Origin of the sequence: Amycolatopsis sp. CFH S0740 (genome assembly GCF_004522315.1) — a bacterium.
In the GTDB taxonomy this organism is placed as follows: domain Bacteria; phylum Actinomycetota; class Actinomycetes; order Mycobacteriales; family Pseudonocardiaceae; genus Amycolatopsis; species Amycolatopsis nivea.
Map to the genome: position 1 here is coordinate 332,442 of NZ_SDLS01000007.1, position 17,432 is coordinate 349,873.

Sequence of the window (17,432 nt, forward strand, 5' to 3'; positions counted from 1 at the left end):
GAAAACGCGTCAGCTCCTGCCCTCGCTCCGGTCCAGGTCCAGGGTCCGCATCCGCTGCGCGATCGCCCTTTCCTCCATTTCCTTCATCTCCGCGCGCTTCTCGGCGGAAATGGGTGTCTCGCCGTCGTATTTGCGCAGCTCCGGCGGGTCGTAATCGCCGTTCTGCCACCGCTGCCACGTCGGGTCGTTCTTGTCCTTCGGAGCCTGGAATCCCCATTTGTCGAGCAGTTCGTCGGCGGTTCCCTGGGGGTATTGGCCGGTCTGGCGCTGTTCGTAGGCCAGATGCGCCTCGGCCCGGCCGCCCGCGGTGAGCGGGTCGGTGCGCGCGAAGGACTCCCCGTTCTTGACCATGTCGTCGTACTCCTTGGTGCCCGGAGCGGGGTTGTACGGCATGCCCTTGCCGGTGCCGTACATCTCGTCGACCATGTGCTGGTAGGAGTCCTTCGACCCGCGCAGGTACTTCTGCTCCTCGTCGAAGTCGCTGAGGTCCTTTTTGAGCTTGGCGTCGTTGCCGTTTTCGATTTCGCTGCGGTGCTCGGTGAGGTAGTCGCGGCGTTCCTGTTCGGCCTTCGCGTCCTCGGCCCGCTGTTTGTAGGCGGCGGCCGAATCCTCCCGTTGCTTGTCGGTGTTCTCGATCCGGTGCCGCACTTCCGAACCGTCCGGGTAATGCTCGCCGGGGACCGGTTTGGTTTTGTTCCCGTAGGTGTGGATGCCGTGTTTCGGGTCGTGGAAATCCGGATGGTGGACGTGGTTCGGGTCGTCGCCGTGGTAGACCTTTTCCTGCGGGCTCAGATAGGTGTTGTGCGGCTGGCGGCCCGGCACCTGATAGGTCGGCCGGGTGTACTTGCCGTCCATGTGCGCATAGCCCATCTGGTTGAGCTGCAGCAGGTCCGACGTGTCCTTGCGCTCGTAGGCCCGCCGCTGCGCGTAGGCGTAGCTCAGCTGGTGTTCGTCGTGCGCTTTCCCGCTGGTGAAACCGGATGTGTGCATCCGGTTGCCGCTCCCGGTGCCCGGGTGCTTGCGGTGCAGGTCGTGGGTTTCGGTGTAGCTGTAGGCCGCGTGCTCGAGGTCCGTTTCGTCGGAACGCTTCCGCGGCAGGCCGCTGCCGTTGTCCGCGGCGGCCTGGTGGACGCCGACATGCTCGTGCTGGTTGGTCCGGTGCCCGTCGAACTGGTAGCCGTGGTTCTTCCCCACGCGGGCCGCCTCGGGATTGCGGTCGCCGTAGGTGCCGGGCGGATTCGACGGTTCGGTGGACGCCTTCTTGGCCGGGGGCGCGTCGGGCGTGGCGTCGTCGTCGCGTTTGCGCTTGTTGCCGGCCTGCTGTTCCTCCATTTCCTTCAGCTTCTTGGGGCACGGCCCGGTCGGCAGCGGGTTGAGGCCGAGCGGGTCGATCATCGCGGTCGGGTTGTCCACGTAGGCCAGCGAGTCCGGGGACGGGTTGAGGCCGAGCGGGTCGTGCGAGAGGTAGCGGCCGGTTTCCGGGTCATAGTAGCGGTGCATGTTGTAGTGCAGCCCGGTTTCCGGGTCGTAGTACTGGCCGGGGAAACGCAGCGGCGTGCGCGCGTTCCCGCCTTCGGACACGACCGCGCCCCACAGCGTGGTGCGCTGGTGCCCGGCGAGCGCACCGGCGCTGTCGACCAGTTCGGCGGGCGCGCCGACCAGGTCGGTGACGATGGCGTGGAAGCGTTCGTCGACGCGTTCGCCGAGCTTCCGCTCGGTCTGCGCGAGCACCCGGTCGGAGTCGGGCAGCCAGTCCCACACGGTCGCGACCTGCGGGCGGCCGGGCGCGCTGTGCACCTGCTCGGCGGGCCGGTAGTGGTCCCAGGCGAATTCGATCTGCTCGGCCACCGCGCCCGCCGGGTCGAGGCGCTGCTTGGCGACGCGCCTGCCGAGCGCGTCGTAGCGGTAGCGCCAGACCGTGCCGTCCGGGGTGCGCACGCCGGTCAGCCTGCTCGCCGAGTTCCACTGGTATTCCCACCGCTGCCCGCGGCGTTCCCGCGTCACGACGCGGCCCTCGGCGTCGTGGGTGTAGCGGGTTTCGCCGGCGGACTCGATGAGCGTGCCGCGGTAGGTGCGGGGGCCCGCGGCGGCCGGGTCGCCCGGCCAGCCGGCCTCGGCGACCGCGCCGGCCGCGTCGTAGCGGTAGCTCTCCTGCCATTTCGGGCCGCGGACCGCGGTGACCCGTCCGCCCGCGCCGACCTCGAACGCGCGCGGCCCGGACAGCAGGTCTCCGGTCGTGTACAGGTTTCCGTCCGGCAGGTAGCGGTAGTCGCGCTGCTGCACGGTGGCCGCGCCGCGCAGCACGGTCTGCCCGCGCAGCCGCCCGGTCGAGGTCCAGTCCTGCCGCAGCTCCGCCACCGGCGCGGTCCCGGCGAAGAGGCGGCGCACCGTTTCCTGTCCGGCGGCGTCGTATTCGAACCGCAGGGTGCGGCCCGCGGTGGTGACCGCGGTCGGGCGGTCCGCGGAGTCGTAGCCGAACGACGATTCCGCGCCGGTGGGCGTGCGACGGCCGACCCGCCTGCCGAGCGCGTCGAATTCCGACCGCACGACGCGGCCGTTGATCGACTCGGACACGAGCTGTCCGAGCGCGTCGTACTCGAAGCGGACCTCGGTCTCGCCGTTGCGCGCCAGCACCATCCGGCCGTCGTGGTCGTAGGCGAATTCGGCGACGTCGTCGGCGGCGGCGCGCCGCACGAGCCGGCCGAGCGCGTCGTACTCGATGTCGATCGCCTGCCCGGCCGCGTTGACCCGGCGCACGAGCCGGCCCGCCGCGTCGTAGCCATAGCGCAAAACCCGGCCGTTGTAGTCGGTTTCCGCCACGACGCGACCCGCCTGGTCGTACTCGTAGCGCCAGACCAGGCCGCGTTCGTTCGTCACCGTGGTCAGCCGCAGTTCGGTGTCGTAGCCGAACCGCCGGACGCCGCCGTCGGGGTCCTGCGCGGACAGCGGAAGGCCGAATGCGCCGTACTCGACGCGGTGCACGCCGCCGCGCGGGTCGACCGACTCCTCGACGTTGCCCGCGGCTTTGAAGCCGAACTTGCTGACCGTGCCGTCGGCGTTGCGCTGCTGCACCAGATTGCCCGCCGCGTCGCGCACCCGTTCCACGGACGCGCCGGTCGGGCCGGTGATCGAGGTGATCGCGCCGAGCGCGTCGTAGGAGTAGCGGGTCACCGCGCCGTCGGGGGCGGTGATCTTCGTGGGCAGGCCGGCCGCGTCGGACTCGAACCGGGTGACGCCGCCGAGCGCGTCGGTCCGCGTCGCGATCGCGCCGGTGTCCGGGTGGTAGGTGTAGGCGGTGACCCCGCCCGCCGGGTCGGTTTCCTTGACCAGGCTGCCTTGTTCGTCGTATTCGTAACGCCAGACGTCGCCCGCGGGACCGGTGGTGGAGACCGGCAGGCCCCGCTCGTCGTACTCGTTGACCAGCCGCGAGCCGTCCGGGCGCGTCACCGCGGCGACATTGCCGACCTCGTCGAACTCCCAGCGGGTGACGTGGCCGAGCGCGTCGGTCCTGGCGACGACCCGGCCGAACTCGTCGTACTCGGTGGTCGAGGTGTTGCCGAGCGGATCGGTTTCGGCGACGACCTTCAGCTGCTCGTTAAGCTGGTAGCGGGTGACCGCGCCGAGCGAGTCGGTGACCGTGGTGACGAGGTTTTCGTAGGACAGTTCGGTGTCGAGGTAGCCGCCGTCGCCCTGGGCGCGCACGCACCGGCCGTCGCTGTCGTAGTGGTAGCTGTACCAGCGGCCGTTGACGTCGTCCCAGCGCACCATCCGGCCGTCGGCGTCGTAGCGGAATTTGTGCGAGGTGCCGACCGCGTCGACGACCTCGGTCAGCCGCCGGGCGGAGTCGTAGCGGTATTCCCGGACCGCCACCGGCGCGTCCGGCACGCGCAGCGCGGTGACCAGGCCGTCCGCCGATTCGACCGTCACGCGGTAGCCGCCGGAGTGCTCCATGGCGACCGGCACGCCGTCCTCGTAGCGGAAGTCGATCCGGTTGCCCGAGCTGTCGGCCAGGGCGTGCAGCCGCAGGACGCGGTCGCCGGGTTCGCCGGTGAAGTGGCGGATGACGCTGCTCTGCGGGTCGCCGACGATGAACCCGGTGGTCACCCGGCGCAGCGCGAGGTAAGGCCCGTCGTCGGTGGCGACGGCCTCGATGCCTTGCGGGAAGGGGAAGCGCACGAGCACGCCGTTCGGGGCGGCGTAGTGCAGGCCGTCGTCGCCGACCTCCAGGCGTTCGTCCAGCGTCGAGGGCCAGGTGGGGCCGAAGAATCCGCCGGAGCGGTAGGTCGAGCGGTGGGTGCGTTCGACGGTCAGGGGCAGCACTCCGGGCAGGTTCAGGTCTTCCTGGACCAGGTACACCGCGCCGGTGGCGACGTCGATCGGGTCGCCGCAGCCCTTGATCTCGTTGGGGTCCGTGTGGTGTTCGGCCGGGTTCTGGCTCTGGTTGCCCCTGGGCTGCGTCGAGGAGGGGTGCACCTCGTTGCCGCCGGACTCGTGCGACCCGCCGCCGCCTTGGCCGCCTTCGTGGCCGCCGCCGCCTTCCGAGCCGCTGGTGTGGGTGTTGCCGGTGTTGCCCTGGTGTCCGCCGCCTCCCGCTCCGGACGTGTGCGTGCTGTCGTCGCCGCCGGGATGCGACCGGGTGCCGCCGCCCTCGGATTTGACGTTGATGTCCTTGGGCTTCGGCGCCGGGGCGTTCTTGCCGCCCTTGAGCCCCTTCAGCGCCTTGCCCGCGTCTTCGAACAGCGTCCCGGCCTTCTTCAGCAGCGGGATGAGCGCCTTGAGAGCCTTGACCAGCTTGGTGGTGATCTGGGTGATCCGGGACGCGGTCTTCGCGACGGCCGCGGCGACCTGCGGGCCGACCCAGGCCATCCCGATCCCCGCGGTGAGCAGGACCTGCAGCGCCCACGAGATGAGGTGCCCGACGAGGTCGGCGATGGTGTCGCGCACCAGCGACCGCACCGCCGCGACCACCTCGCCCGCGGTCTTGACCCCGCTCGCCGCGCCCTCGGACCCTTTCTGGGCGCTGGCGATCAGCGCGGAGGTGTCCTCGGCCCGCTTGCGGTAGCTGTCGGCGGCGTCGCCCTGCCAGCTCTCGAGGTCTTTCTTGACCAGCTCGCCGAGTTCGGCGGAGACGCCTTCGAGTTCCTTGGCGACGTTGGTCCAGGTCTGGGCTTGGGAACTGATCTGGTCGGCGTTGCCGGTGAGCGCGTCGAGAGCGTCCTTGAGCGGGCCGACGTGCTCCATCAGCCAGCCGACGCCCGCGGCGAAGATCGCGCCGAACGGGTCCATGACCGCGGTGAGCACGTCGATCGCGGTGCCGACGGCCCCGATCGCGACCGCGGCCCAGTTCTTGCTCTCGATCGCCTCCTTGAGCCCGGTGGCGTCCTCCAGCAACGGGACCCCGGCCACCGCCGAGGTCTCCTTCACCGGCGCGACCAATGGATTGCTCACTTAGTTCCCCTCTTCCCGCTGCTGCGGTGATCACGGTACCTATCCGGCCCCGCGACCGCCCGCGGCACGCGGCGGCCTGGCCGGGAGGGCAAGAGCGGTAGTCCAGAGAGGCACTGAGCACGGACTTCTTCGGGATACTTGTGCCGTGACGCACACCGAGTGGCTGGTCGAGCGGGCGCAGGATTTCGATTCGCTGCGCGGCAGGAGCATCGAGTCGTGGGCCGGCGTGGAAATGGCGTTGTGGGAGGAGGGACCGGACGGCGACCCCCAGTTCACCGACCCCTCGGTGCCCTGTCTGCAGTTGTGGGGCGCGCAGGCGCACTTGGACGACGGCCGCGCGCTGATGATCGGCACCTACCAAGACGACGACCTTTTCGGGCTGTGGCCGCACCGCCGGGCGGACCCCCGCTTCGCGAACCGCGAGTTGTGGGACGGCATCTACCGCTGGACGGCGCTGAGCGAACTGCCGACCGGCCCGGTCGAGGACGTCGTGGTCTTCGCTGAAGGAGGCGTGCTCGCCGAAGTCGGTCTGCGCGTCGGCGGCAGGCCGCTGGTGCTGGTCGCGGGCGAACTGGTGGAGTACGCAGCAAGGCTGCGGTTCTGCCGGTTCGACGAGTCGGTCCTGGTGTTCACCGATCCGGACGCGGCCGAGCGCGTCGGGTGGTCGACGCCGCGGTTCGGCCGCGTCCGGATCGATCCGTGGCCGAAAATCAGCTTTCGCTGACCTTCACCGAGAACGCGTCGATGCTCATCCCCGCCCCCGGCGTGATGTCCGCTCCCGGGCTGGTGCATCCGCACACCTTGTTCGGATAGGACCCGCCGATCGCCACGTCGAAGATCGCGAAGAACCCGTGGTCCACCGCGGCCTTCCAGGTGGCGTCGGACACCTGGTTCTGCTTCACCGCGAAAGTTTCCTTGCCGTCCAAGGAAAACCGCAGTTCCTCCGCGGCCGCGTCCCGGCGGTCCACCACCACCGAATACGTGTGGTAACCGGTCTTGCAGCCGGCGCAGTCCTGCAGGTCGCTGCTGATCCCGTCCGGGTCGTGGCACTCCCCCGCCCACTGTCCACAGTGGAACGTGCTGGAATGCTTGTCCAGCGCGTTCACGTTCTCCATGATGTCCAGTTCGCCGATGCTCGGCCAGTTCGTCGCGCCGACCGGCCGCGCGTCCGCGCCCATCGCCCAGAACGCGGGCCAGTAGCCGAGACCGTGCTCCGGATTCGGCTGCTGGATCGTCGCGCTCATTTCCATCTGCCCGCCCGCCGGCGCGCCGAAGTCGGTGCGCTGGGTTTCGATCCGGCCGGACGTCCACGCGCCGTTCGCGTCGCGCAGCGGCTTGATCACCAGGTGCCCGGCCCCGTCGTGGTAGACGTTGTCGGTCGAGTCGGTGGACGTTTCGATCTCGCCGGTGCCCCAGTTCGCGGCGCCGCCGGGGTAGCCGGTTCCCTTGTCGTAGAGCCAGTTCTGCGGGTCGAGACCGGTGCCTGCCGGGCCGTCGAAGGTGTCCTCGAACACCGTGGTCCAGGTTTCGGCTGCCTGCGCGGGCGCGGCGGCCATCGACACGGCGGCGACGGCGGCGAGGATCAGCGGGGTTCGGCGCATGGGTTCGCCTTTCCGGTGGAGGGGGTGGTCTCAGCAGGCTCCGCTCGCGCCGTTGACCAGTCAAAACAGTTTGCCTGCCGGTTCCGCGGCGGCGGTGCGCGCGGGCAGAGCGCAGCCGGAAAGGTTTGAACCACTGCGCCGAGGGGTACCGCACAGGGTGGGAGAACCACACCCCCTTTCCGTGCCCCGCGGCCGCCGCGCGCGATCTAGCCTGGGTGCATGAGCGACAGCAACCTCCTCGGCGAGTTCCTGCGGGCCCGGCGCGGCACCACCGTCCCGGCGGACGCGGATCTGCTCGCCGACACCCGGCGCCGGGTCAGCGGCCTGCGCCGGGAGGAGGTCGCGCAGCTGGCCGGGGTGAGCACCGATTACTACGTGCGGCTTGAGCAGGGCCGCGAGCGCACCCCGTCCGCGCAGGTCGTCGACGCGCTCGGCCGGGCGCTGCAACTCGACGACGAGGCGCTCGCCCACCTGCATTCGCTGGCCCGGCCGAAGCGGCCTAAGCGACGGCCCGCCAAGGAACGCGTCAGTCCGCGGCTGGTGCAGCTGATGGACGCGTGGCCGCAGACGCCCGCAGTCGTGCTCGGGCGGTGCATGACCGTGCTCGCGTCGAATCTGCTCGGCGAAGCGCTGTTCGCCGGGCACGAGCACAGCGGCGACCTGCTGCGGCTGGCGTTCCTCGACCCCGACGCCCGCGATTTCTATCCGGATTGGGAGCGGGTCGCGGTGAACACGGTCGGCGGGCTGCGGTCGGCGGCGGGCACCGATCTGGACGATCCGCTCTTGATCGAGGCGGTCGGCGAACTGTCGCTCAAGAGCGCCGATTTCCGCCGGCTGTGGGCGCGCCACGAACTCCGGCAGAAAACGCACGAATCGAAACGGTTCCGACATCCGCTGGTCGGAATGCTCACCCTGCACTACGAATCGATGACCGTGAACAGCGCGCCCGGTCAGCAACTCGTGGTGTACCAAGCGGATCCGGGCAGTCCGTCGGAGGCCGCGCTGGGGCTGCTCGGCAGTCTCGCCGCCGGCGACCGCCCGCACCGCTGACGCATTTTCCGCAATTATCGAATTCCTTCAGGGGCAGAGCCATGTCTGAAAACAATGCACCCGTCTGGTTGATCACCGGGTGTTCCACCGGCCTCGGCCGCGCACTCGCGACCGCCGTTCTCGAACGCGGCCTGCGCGCGGTCGTCACGGCCCGCGATCCCGAACGCGTCGCGGACCTCGTCGCCGCGCATCCGGGACGTGCGCTGGCGGTCGCGCTCGACGTGACCGACCAGCAGCAGATCACCGAAGCGGTCGCCGAGGCACACCGCGTCTTCGGCCGGATCGACGTCCTCGTCAACAACGCCGGCTACGGCTACCTCGCCGCCGTCGAAGAGGGCGAAGACGCCGAGATCCGCGCGTTGTTCGAGGCGAACGTATTCGGCCTGATGGCGCTGACCCGCGCTGTCCTGCCCGGAATGCGGGCCCGGCGCAGCGGGCACATCGTCTCGGTCTCGTCGCTCGGCGGGCTGGCCGCCTTCGGCGCGACCGGCTACTACCACGCGACCAAGTTCGCCGTCGAAGGCTTCAGCGAATCGCTCGCCGCCGAGGTCGGTCCGCTCGGCATCGGCGTCACGATCGTCGAACCGGCCGCGTTCCGCACCAACTGGTCGGGCCCGTCCATGCGGGAATCCGCGATCCGCATCGACGACTACGCCGGCACCGCGGGCGCGCGCCGCACCTCGACGCTCGCCACCTACGGCAAGCAACCCGGCGACCCGGACCGCGCCGCGACGGCGGTCATCGACGCCGTCGCCTCCGCCGAACCGCCGCTGCGCCTGCTGCTCGGCCAAGCCGCCTACGACATCGCCACCGCGCGCCTCGACACCCTCCGCAAGACGTTCGACGACTGGCGCGACGTCACGTTGTCCGCCGACTTCCCGAAGGAATCTGTATGAGCAAGACCGTCCTGATCACCGGTGCCAGCAGCGGAATCGGCGAGGCCACCGCCCGCAGGCTCGCCACGGACGGCTGGCGCGTGATCGCCGGCGCGCGCCGCGAAGACCGGCTCGCGCGGCTCGCGGCCAGCGCGGACGGGATCGAGGTCCACCGCCTCGACGTGACCGACCGGGCCGACGTCGCCGAGTTCGTCGACCGCGCGGTGCGCGACCACGGCGAGATCGACGCGTTCGTCGCGAACGCCGGGGTGATGCCGTTGTCCCGGCTGGACGCCGGCCTGGTCGAGGAGTGGGACCGGATGATCGACGTCAACGTCCGGGGCCTGCTGCACAGCATCGCCGCGGCATTGCCGCACTTCACCCGCCAGCGCCGAGGCCACTTCGTCACCATCGCGTCGATCGGCGCGTACCAGGTCACGCCGACCGCCGCGGTGTACTGCGGCACGAAATACGCGGCGCGGGCGATCACCGAGGGCCTGCGGCTGGAATGCGACCCGTCGATCCGTGTCACCACGGTCTCCCCCGGTGTCGTGACCTCGGAGCTGGCGGACACGATCAGCGACCCGGAAACGCAGGAGTTCATGCGGATCTACCGCAAGGACGCCATCGACCCGAAAGCGATCGGCGACGCCATCGCCTACGCTCTCGACCAGCCGGCCGACGTGGACGTCAGCGAGATGATCGTGCGGCCGGCCCGGCAACGCTGAGCCGAGGAGGAGCCGTGCCGCAGTACCTGCTCGGGATCTGCCAGCCCGACGACGGAACCCCCGATCCCGAAGTGCTGGCGGACATCGCGGCGCGCCTCGAAGCGGTGACCGACGAGATGAAGGCGAAAGGCGTCTGGGTGTTCTCGGGCGGGCTGCGTCCGGCGGCCGCGGCGAAGGTGGTCCGGGCGTCCGGCGGCGATGTCCTGTGCACCGACGGCCCGTTCGCCGAAGGCAAGGAACACCTGGGCGGCTTCACCATCGTGACCGCGCCCGGCCCGGAGGCCGCGACCGAGTGGGCGCGGCGGATCTCGGAGATCACCACGCTGCCGGTGGAAGTCCGGGAGTTCCAGTGATCCCGGCGGCCGTGCTCGAGCGGGTCTTCCGCGCCGAGCACGGCCGCGCGGTCGCCGTGCTGGCCCGGGTCCTCGGCGATCTCGACCTCGCCGAGGACTCCGTCCAGGAGGCCTGCGCGATCGCCACCGTGAAATGGCGCGCGGAAGGCCTGCCGCCGAGTCCCGCCGGCTGGCTCGTCACCACCGCCCGCAACCGCGGCATCGACCGCCTCCGCCGCGAATCCACCCGCGCCGACCGCCACGCGCAGGCCGCTCTCCTGCACGCGAGCGAACCGTTCGACGAAGGCGCGGTGCCCGACGAACGGCTGCGGCTGATTTTCACCTGCTGCCACCCCGCTCTCGGCCCCGCCGCCCGGGTCGCCCTCACCCTCCGCCTGCTGGGCGGCCTCACCACCCAGGAGATCGCGCACGCGTTCCTGGTCCCGGAATCGACGCTGGCGCAACGGCTTGTGCGCGCGAAAGCCAAAATCCGCGCCGCCCGAATCCCCTACCGGGTACCCGACGCGGCCGACCTCCCGGCCCGGCTCGACGCCGTCCTCGCCGTGCTCTACCTGATCTTCACCGAAGGCCACACCGCCAGCAGCGGCACCGACCTCACCCGCCCGGACCTGGCGTCCGAAGCGATCCGCCTGACCCGGGTCCTGGCCGCCCTGCTGCCCGGCGAACCCGAGGTGCTGGGCCTGCTCGCGTTGCAGCTGCTCACCGAATCACGCCGCGCGGCCCGGGTCGACGCCGACGGAATCCCCGTGCTGCTGCCCGAGCAGGACCGCGCTCGCTGGGACTGGACGCTGATCGCCGAAGGCCAGGACCTCGTCCGCCGCTGCCTGCGGCTCGACCGCCCGGGCCCGTACCAGATCCAGGCCGCGATCAACGCCGTGCACAGCGACGGCACCGACTGGGTGCAGATCCTCGCCCTCTACGACCAGCTGCTCGCCCTGACGCCGACCCCCGTCGTCGCGCTGAACCGCGCCGTCGCGGTCGCCGAGGTCGACGGCCCGGCCGCCGCACTGACCATCGTGGACGGTCTGGACCTCGGCGACCGGCACCTTTTCCACGCCGTCCGAGCCGATCTGCTGGCCCGCTCGGGCCGGACCGGCGAAGCCGTCGAGTCCTACGACGCCGCCCTCCGCCTGGTCGCGAACGAAGCGGAACGCCTTCTGCTGCACCGAAAACGCGCCGCTCTCAGCCCGGCTTCCCGCGACTGATCACGCCCTCGACGATCTTCGTCAGGTGCGCGCCGACGTTCTCGACGCCGCCGTTCTGCACCGCGATCTGCGCGCCCTCCATCGCGAACGTCAGCTCCGCCGCGCCGAGCTCCGGGTCGGGCAGCCCGAGCCCCGCGCACATCGCCCGGAGCCGGGCGAACTGGCGGGTCTTGTGCTCGCTGATCAGCCGCCGCGCGGGATGATCCGGATCGGGCAGCTCGGCGACCGAGTTCGTGAACGGGCAGCCGCGATGGGAAAAGTCGGGCAGCCCGTCGACGATGAACCGCCCCACCGCGCGGATCTGCTCCGCGTAATCGTCCGGATGCGCCTGTTCGGCCGCGTCGAACGCGGCCGAGTAGTCGTGCACGACAATCCGCAGCCATTCCGCGATCAGCGCGTCCTTGGTGCCGAAGTGCCGGTAGATCGCCATCTTCGTGGTCCCGGCGCGGTCCGCGATCGCTTGGACCCCGACCCGCACGACGCCCTCGTTGAGGAACAGCTCCTCGGCCGCGTCGAGGATCCGCTCGCGAGGCGGCAAGGTCGCGACCCGCGTCGGCCGCCGGGCGGAGGTGCTCGTCATCGGTTCTTCCCACGGGGGTTGGCAATCCGGTTCGTCCCGGCTACGGTACACAACCGTCTCCGGTGATACCGCTCGGTATCACTCAATACGGATGAGTCTCACGAAGGACGTGCTGGTGAAAATCTCCGAATACACGAGCTGCGACGCGGTCGGCCTGGCAGAGCTGATCGCCCGCGGCGAGGTGACCGCGGCCGAGGTCGCCGACACGGCCGCCCGGGCGGTCGAAGCGGTGAACCCGCAGATCAACGCCGTAGTGGAAACCTGGCCGCCCGAGGACGCCCCCGGCTCCGCACCCTTGGCAGGCGTGCCGTTCCTGATCAAGGACCTCGGCGTCACCATGGCAGGCAAACGCAGCGAACTGGGCAGCCGCCTGGCCGCCGGTGCCGTGTCGCCCGAAGACTCGTTCCTGATGCGCCGCTTCCGCGAAGCCGGTCTGGTGACCATCGGCCGCACCACCACGCCGGAAATGGCCTACAGCACCACCACCGAACCGGAGTTCTACGGCGCGACCCGCAACCCGTGGTCCCCTGACCGAAGCGCAGGCGGCTCCAGCGGCGGTTCCGGCGCGGCGGTCGCCGCCGGAATCGTCCCTCTCGCCCACGCCACCGACGCCGCGGGTTCCATCCGAGTTCCCGCTTCCAGCAACGGATTGTTCGGCCTGAAGCCGACCCGCGGCCGGATTTCGCACGGCCCCGGCGCCGACGAGGTGTTCAGCGGCCTGGCCGTGCAAGGCAGCCTGAGCCGGAGCGTCCGCGACAGCGCCGTCCTGCTGGACCTGATCGAAGGCCCCGAACCCGGCGACCCGTACTTCGCCCCGCGCCCCGAGCGCCCCTACGCCGCGGAGGTCGCGACGGATCCAGGCCGCCTCCGGATCGCAGTCCTGCGCCAGCCCTGGGGCGGCCGCCAGCCGACCGAACCGGTCTCCGCCGCCCTGTCCGCGACGATGCGCCTGCTGGAATCCCTGGGCCACGAAGTCGAAGAGACGCAACTGGCCCTAGGCGTCTCCTGGGAGGAATTCGTCCTCGGCAACGCCCGGATGTGGACCGCGAACCTGACCCCGTGGATCGACGGCATCGCCGCCGCGACCGGCCGCCCGGTCGACGAAACCACCCTGGAACCGGTCACCCTCGCCAGCTACCGCTACGGCCGCCGGGTCACCGCCGACGAGTTCGTCCGCGCCCTGGCGATCCGCAACCAGGTGTCGCGAACCTTCGCCCGCCACTTCGCCCGCTACGACCTGCTCCTGTCCCCCACCTTGCCCGAGCCGCCGGTCCCGCTGGGCGCATACGGCGAAGACGCGGACAAACTGGACGGCCTCGGCTGGCTGGCCCGCCTCCTGGACCGCTCCCCCTACACCGCGGCCGCGAACGTTTCAGGGGTTCCGTCGATGTCCGTCCCGCTGTCCGAGGACGAAGGACTCCCGATCGGCATGCAGTTCACCGCCGCGTTCGGCCGCGAAGACCTGCTGTTCCGCCTGGCCGGACAGCTGGAACAGGCCGCCCCGTGGACCCACCGCAAGCCCCCGCTCTGGGCGGGCGAATAGCCCCTTGAAGTCCACAGTGGACGCTCGCCGCCCGGTGACCCGCGTCGCACCCCCTGCCGACCCTGACGAGGCCGTCCGGGTTCTCGCTAGACTTGGCGAGCGATGCGACGATTCCGGTGGTGGTGGGGGGCGCTGGTCCTCGCCTGCGTAGCTGTGCTCGTGGGCTTCTTCGTCTTTTTCGGCACCGAGAGCAGGCCAGGACAGCCTTTTCCGCGCCAGGGCCCGCCCGGCCGCGGCCCGCTGACCATCGTGTCGATGGGCGACAGCACCGTGTCGGGCGAAGGCGCCGGCGCCTACAGCCCCGACACCGACGGCAGAAACGGCGACTGGTGCCACCGCTCGTCGGCGGCCTTCGTGCAGAAGGTCCGCATCCCCGGCATCACCGCCCGGGTCAACCTGGCCTGCTCCGGCGCCCCCGCCGCCCAAGTCGCCCTGGGCGACGCCAAACAGTGGGGCGAACGCTCGCAAGCCGCCCAACTTGCCGACGTGGTGAAAGACCACCGGGTAGCCGCGGTGGTCATCGCAGTGGGCGCGAACGACGACCCGAAGTTCTCCGCCCAAGTCAGCGAATGCTTCAAGGCCTGGTTCTCCGCCGACGGCCCGTCCTGCAACGTCGCACTGAAGCAAAGCTGGAAGTCCAAAGTGGACGCCATGGTCCCGAAGGTCGCGAACGCAGTAGGCGACGTGAAAAAGGTATTGGCCAACGCCGGTTACGTCCCCGCGGACTACCAGCTGGTGCTCCAGTCCTACGCCACCCCGGTCGGCCCGGACATCCCAGCAGACCTGCAAAGCCTCAACGGCTGCCCCTTCCGCACCGACGACCTCCAGTGGATTTCGACCACGGGAATCAGCACCCTCTCCGCAGGAATCAAACAAGCAGCCACCCAATCCGGCGCCCGCTTCCTGGATCTAGCCCGAGCAGGCGAAAACCACGAAGCCTGCTCCGGCGGCCCGAACCCGGCCACGGAATGGTTCACCCGCCTGACTTTGCACCTGAACGACCTGACCCAAGTCGACCGGGCGACGCACGCACTGCAGGAATCCTTCCACCCCAACGCCGCCGGCCACGCCGCCATCGCCGACTGCCTCACGGACTTCCTCACGACGCAACGAGGAAACGCCTCCTGCCTGGCAGGCCCAGACGGAAAACTCCACGCCATCCCAGAACCCGTGAGCTGACCCTCCCCGCTCCGCCCCCTGGTCCAGCGTTACGTGAGGGCCACCCTCATTGACTCTGATTCCCTCAGGGTTCCCCTCACGACCCTCCGGCGGCGTACGTGAGGGACCCCTTCACGGACCTAGATTCCCTCAAGGAGCCCTTCACGGACCGCCCGCTCCGCCCCGCCAGGACTGCGCCCCAATGCGGCATTGGGTGCGTCAGATGCACCCAATGCCACATTGGGGCGCTAACGCCAACCCCAACCGCCGCCCGCCGAACCCAACACAGCCACGCACCCACCCCGCGCGCCCGAAAACCGCAGCCAGTGCACCCAACGAGCGAGGCACCCAGCCCTCCCCCGCACCCCGATACGAAGCCCAAATGCGGACGGCGGGTGCTTGTCAAGGCATCTTTCCCGCCTTGACAAGCACCCGCCGTCCGTCATCACAATCAAGCTTCGGGGTGCCCCACGCAACCATGCGGGCGCAATGTCGCCGCCAGGCGACGAGCCGAAACAAAAGAGACTCACAAATCCAACGCAGCCCTCAAAGCCACATCGATCTGCTCCTGAACCTCCCCGTCAACCTCCGCGATCCGCTCCGCCAGCCAAGGCCGATACAACCGCGTGAGATTCAACGTAGACACCCAATACCGAGCATCCACCGCAACCCCGAGAATGTCCTGCGGATCCCGGTCCAGCAACTCAGTCCCGAGCAACCAAGGCCGCTCCGACTCATTCACCCCGTCCGAAGACAGCAGAACGACAGTCCGCTGCCGAGCAGGATCAGTAGGCGGGTGGTAAGTCCAAACCTCACCCCTGCGCACGCATCTCCTTCTCCGCAGCCGCCCGCTCCGCCTCATCCGCTTCCGCCGACGAAGCGGCAGGGGTGACCGGAGCCCGCTGCGGGGTATACCCAGTCCGGACCGCCTCGCGCCGGGCCGCCTTGGACAGCCAGGACGAGACCGAGATCCCGTGTGCTTTCGCGGCCCGCTCGGCGTACTCGAGCGCACCGGTGTCGAGCGAGAGTGTCACCTTACGTGTTGCCATACCTTTTACCGTACCACTCCCACCGCTCCGGAAGCTCTCACAATGTCGGCGACCGGCCCTCGAACGGGGTGGACAGCACGACCGTCGTCCGGGTGGACACCTTCGCGGCCTCGCGGATCCGCCGGAGCAGGTCTTCGAGGCCGAGCGGCGAGGCGACGCGGACCAGCAGGATGTAGGACTCGTCGCCGGCCACCGAGTAGCAGGACTCGATCTCGGTGATGTGCTGGATCCGCTGCGGGTAGTCGTCGGGCGCGGCCGGGTCGTTCGGGGTGAGCGAGATCAGCGCGGTGAGCGGGAGGCCGATCTGCTCGCCGTCGAGCCGGGCGGTGTAGCCGAGGATGACGCCGCGCTGTTCGAGGCGGCGCACCCGCTGGTGCACCGCCGAGACCGACAGCCCGACCCGTTCGGCGAGGTCGGTGAAGCTGCGCCGTCCGTCGGCGGCGAGCTCCTGCACGATCGCCTGGTCGAGCGGTTCCAGCGGTCCGCTCATGCCGCCACCTCCGCGAGGAGTCGCGCACGGGCCGGTCGGGAGGCGGCGGCGATGGTTCGCCGGAAGGCTGCGCTCATGCGTCCAGCACGACCAGTTCGTGCGGCCGGGTGTTCACCGGCTCGACGCCCGAGTCGGTGACGAGCACGATGTCCTCGATCCGGGCGCCCCAGCGGCCCGGCTGGTAGATGCCGGGCTCGACGCTGAAGGCCATGCCCGCCTCGAGCGGCAGGGCGTTGCCCTTGATGATGTAGGGCTCTTCGTGCACGTCGAGGCCGATGCCGTGGCCGGTGCGGTGGATGAAGTACTCGCCGAATCCGGCGGCGTCGATGACGTCGCGCGCGGCCTGGTCGATGCTCTCGGCGGTGGCTCCGGGGCGGACCGCGTCGACGGCGGCCTGCTGCGCGCGCTGCAGCACGGCGTAGGTCTCGGCGACGTCGGCGTCGCGGGGTTCGCCGATCGAGTAGGTGCGGGTGGAGTCGGAGTTGTAGCCCTCGGGCACGGGTCCGCCGATGTCGATCACGACGACGTCGCCGCGTTCGATGACGCGTTCGGACACGTCGTGGTGCGGGCTGGCGCCGTTGGGGCCGGAGCCGACGATGACGAAGTCGGCGTGCGTGTGGCCCTCTTCGACGATGGCGGCGGTGATGTCCGCGCCGACCTCGGCTTCGGTGCGGCCGGCGCGCAGCCATTCGCCCATCCGCGCGTGCACGCGGTCGATCGCCGCGCCCGCCTTGCGGAGGGCGTCGATCTCGGCGGCGTCCTTGCGCATCCGCAGTTCGCGCACGATCGGGCCGGCGAGGGTCTGCTCGGCGTCGCCGAACGCGGCGCGCAGCGCGAGCACGTGCAGCGCCGGGGTGAAGTCGCTGACCGCGATCCGGCCGGGCTTGCCGAGCCGGTCGGCAACGAGCCGGTAGGGGTCGTCGCCGTCGACCCAGGTGAGAACGTCGACGCCGAGGTCGTCGGTGGGCACACCGGCGTAGCCGGGGGCCTCGAGCTTCGGCACGACGAGCGCGGGGGTGCCGTCGGTGGGCACGACGAGAGTGGTCAGCCGCTCGAACGAACCGCCCGCCTGGCCGAGCAGGTACCGCAGGTCCGAACCGGGCGCGACGAGCAGCGCGTCGGTGTTCGCGGCGGCGGCCGCTTTCGCGGCGCGGTCGAGACGGGCGCGGAGCGCGGCGGCGTCGGGAGCGGGCGTGTGGAGGGATCGGCTCGACATGACGCCGAGCCTAGTACCGGCGTCGCGGCGCGGCCCGCCCGTCCTCCCGAACCGGCGTGCCGCCCCGGCCACCTCGCCGAAGCCGCATGCGGGCGGCCGTCCGTGAAGACATCCCTGGGTTTTGTTTGTCAAGCGG

At 70.3% G+C, this 17,432-nt stretch carries 15 protein-coding genes; 8 read left to right on the forward strand and 7 right to left on the reverse strand.

All coding sequences use genetic code 11. The features are described from left to right. Positions 1-9: 9 nt before the first annotated feature. Positions 10-5,448: an RHS repeat-associated core domain-containing protein gene (locus EIZ45_RS15565; protein ID WP_134662950.1), complete on the reverse strand. Its 5,439-nt coding sequence runs from the start codon at positions 5,446-5,448 to the stop codon at positions 10-12. Between the two features lie 145 nt (positions 5,449-5,593). On the opposite strand from EIZ45_RS15565, the gene EIZ45_RS15570 reads away from it, so the two are divergent. Next, entirely contained in the window at positions 5,594-6,172 is a 579-nt protein-coding gene (locus EIZ45_RS15570) for a hypothetical protein (protein WP_134662951.1), read from the forward strand. Here the strand turns inward: EIZ45_RS15570 and EIZ45_RS15575 are convergent. Next, positions 6,159-7,049, reverse strand: a complete 891-nt coding sequence (locus EIZ45_RS15575) for a glycoside hydrolase family 16 protein (RefSeq protein WP_051171934.1) — start codon at positions 7,047-7,049, stop codon at positions 6,159-6,161. The genes EIZ45_RS15570 and EIZ45_RS15575 overlap by 14 nt on opposite strands. A 219-nt stretch (positions 7,050-7,268) precedes the next feature. Here EIZ45_RS15575 and EIZ45_RS15580 point away from each other — a divergent pair, with 219 nt between their 5' ends. From EIZ45_RS15580 to EIZ45_RS15600, 5 genes are read left to right on the forward strand one after another with little or no spacing between them, the layout of a single operon-like run. Continuing rightward, entirely contained in the window at positions 7,269-8,099 is an 831-nt protein-coding gene (locus tag EIZ45_RS15580; RefSeq protein ID WP_134662952.1) for a helix-turn-helix transcriptional regulator, read from the forward strand. A gap of 41 nt (positions 8,100-8,140) precedes the next feature. Continuing rightward, positions 8,141-8,995 carry an oxidoreductase gene (locus EIZ45_RS15585; RefSeq protein ID WP_134662953.1) on the forward strand — a complete coding sequence of 285 codons (855 nt, stop codon included), beginning with the start codon at positions 8,141-8,143 and terminating at the stop codon, positions 8,993-8,995. After that, positions 8,992-9,702 (forward strand): SDR family oxidoreductase, encoded by a 711-nt coding sequence (locus tag EIZ45_RS15590; RefSeq protein ID WP_134662954.1) that lies wholly within the window; start codon positions 8,992-8,994, stop codon positions 9,700-9,702. Before EIZ45_RS15585 ends, EIZ45_RS15590 begins: the two co-directional genes overlap by 4 nt. A gap of 14 nt (positions 9,703-9,716) precedes the next feature. Beyond that, entirely contained in the window at positions 9,717-10,055 is a 339-nt protein-coding gene (locus EIZ45_RS15595) for a YciI family protein (RefSeq protein WP_134662955.1), read from the forward strand. Then, positions 10,052-11,260 carry an RNA polymerase sigma factor gene (locus tag EIZ45_RS15600; RefSeq protein ID WP_134662956.1) on the forward strand — a complete coding sequence of 403 codons (1,209 nt, stop codon included), beginning with the start codon at positions 10,052-10,054 and terminating at the stop codon, positions 11,258-11,260. Before EIZ45_RS15595 ends, EIZ45_RS15600 begins: the two co-directional genes overlap by 4 nt. Here the strand turns inward: EIZ45_RS15600 and EIZ45_RS15605 are convergent. Continuing rightward, positions 11,238-11,840 carry a TetR/AcrR family transcriptional regulator gene (locus EIZ45_RS15605; protein WP_134662957.1) on the reverse strand — a complete coding sequence of 201 codons (603 nt, stop codon included), beginning with the start codon at positions 11,838-11,840 and terminating at the stop codon, positions 11,238-11,240. The genes EIZ45_RS15600 and EIZ45_RS15605 overlap by 23 nt on opposite strands. 91 nt (positions 11,841-11,931) lie before the next feature. Between EIZ45_RS15605 and EIZ45_RS15610 the strand changes: the two genes are divergently transcribed. Together EIZ45_RS15610 and EIZ45_RS15615 are read left to right on the forward strand one after the other, a co-directional pair. Next, positions 11,932-13,383, forward strand: a complete 1,452-nt coding sequence (locus EIZ45_RS15610; RefSeq protein WP_205669904.1) for an amidase — start codon at positions 11,932-11,934, stop codon at positions 13,381-13,383. Positions 13,384-13,485: 102 nt separating this feature from the next. Next, entirely contained in the window at positions 13,486-14,562 is a 1,077-nt protein-coding gene (locus EIZ45_RS15615) for a GDSL-type esterase/lipase family protein (protein WP_051728554.1), read from the forward strand. Between the two features lie 505 nt (positions 14,563-15,067). Here EIZ45_RS15615 and EIZ45_RS46830 read toward each other — a convergent pair. The 4 genes from EIZ45_RS46830 to EIZ45_RS15635 form a co-directional block, all read right to left on the reverse strand. Further along, complete coding sequence (locus EIZ45_RS46830; RefSeq protein WP_037806447.1) at positions 15,068-15,367, reverse strand: hypothetical protein; 300 nt, start codon at positions 15,365-15,367, stop codon at positions 15,068-15,070. Further along, on the reverse strand, positions 15,354-15,590 hold the full coding sequence (locus tag EIZ45_RS15625; RefSeq protein ID WP_134662958.1) for a hypothetical protein: 237 nt from the start codon (positions 15,588-15,590) through the stop codon (positions 15,354-15,356). Before EIZ45_RS15625 ends, EIZ45_RS46830 begins: the two co-directional genes overlap by 14 nt. A gap of 37 nt (positions 15,591-15,627) precedes the next feature. Further along, a complete protein-coding gene (locus tag EIZ45_RS15630; RefSeq protein ID WP_009078207.1) occupies positions 15,628-16,080 on the reverse strand; it encodes an Lrp/AsnC family transcriptional regulator in 453 nt (150 codons plus the stop codon). 73 nt (positions 16,081-16,153) lie between these two features. Further along, positions 16,154-17,296 carry a Xaa-Pro peptidase family protein gene (locus EIZ45_RS15635; protein WP_134662959.1) on the reverse strand — a complete coding sequence of 381 codons (1,143 nt, stop codon included), beginning with the start codon at positions 17,294-17,296 and terminating at the stop codon, positions 16,154-16,156. Positions 17,297-17,432: the final 136 nt, after the last annotated feature.

Bases quoted from the DNA above. Each gene is read 5' to 3' on its own strand.
- EIZ45_RS15575 (WP_051171934.1), bottom strand. From the start codon at position 7,049: ATGCGCCGAACCCCGCTGATCCTCGCCGCCGTCGCCGCCGTGTCGATG.
- EIZ45_RS15580 (WP_134662952.1), top strand. From the start codon at position 7,269: ATGAGCGACAGCAACCTCCTCGGCGAGTTCCTGCGGGCCCGGCGCGGC.
- EIZ45_RS15585 (WP_134662953.1), top strand. From the start codon at position 8,141: ATGTCTGAAAACAATGCACCCGTCTGGTTGATCACCGGGTGTTCCACC.
- EIZ45_RS15590 (WP_134662954.1), top strand. From the start codon at position 8,992: ATGAGCAAGACCGTCCTGATCACCGGTGCCAGCAGCGGAATCGGCGAG.
- EIZ45_RS15605 (WP_134662957.1), bottom strand. From the start codon at position 11,840: ATGACGAGCACCTCCGCCCGGCGGCCGACGCGGGTCGCGACCTTGCCG.
- EIZ45_RS15610 (WP_205669904.1), top strand. From the start codon at position 11,932: ATGAGTCTCACGAAGGACGTGCTGGTGAAAATCTCCGAATACACGAGC.
- EIZ45_RS15615 (WP_051728554.1), top strand. From the start codon at position 13,486: ATGCGACGATTCCGGTGGTGGTGGGGGGCGCTGGTCCTCGCCTGCGTA.
- EIZ45_RS15625 (WP_134662958.1), bottom strand. From the start codon at position 15,590: ATGGCAACACGTAAGGTGACACTCTCGCTCGACACCGGTGCGCTCGAG.
- EIZ45_RS15630 (WP_009078207.1), bottom strand. From the start codon at position 16,080: ATGAGCGGACCGCTGGAACCGCTCGACCAGGCGATCGTGCAGGAGCTC.
- EIZ45_RS15635 (WP_134662959.1), bottom strand. From the start codon at position 17,296: ATGTCGAGCCGATCCCTCCACACGCCCGCTCCCGACGCCGCCGCGCTC.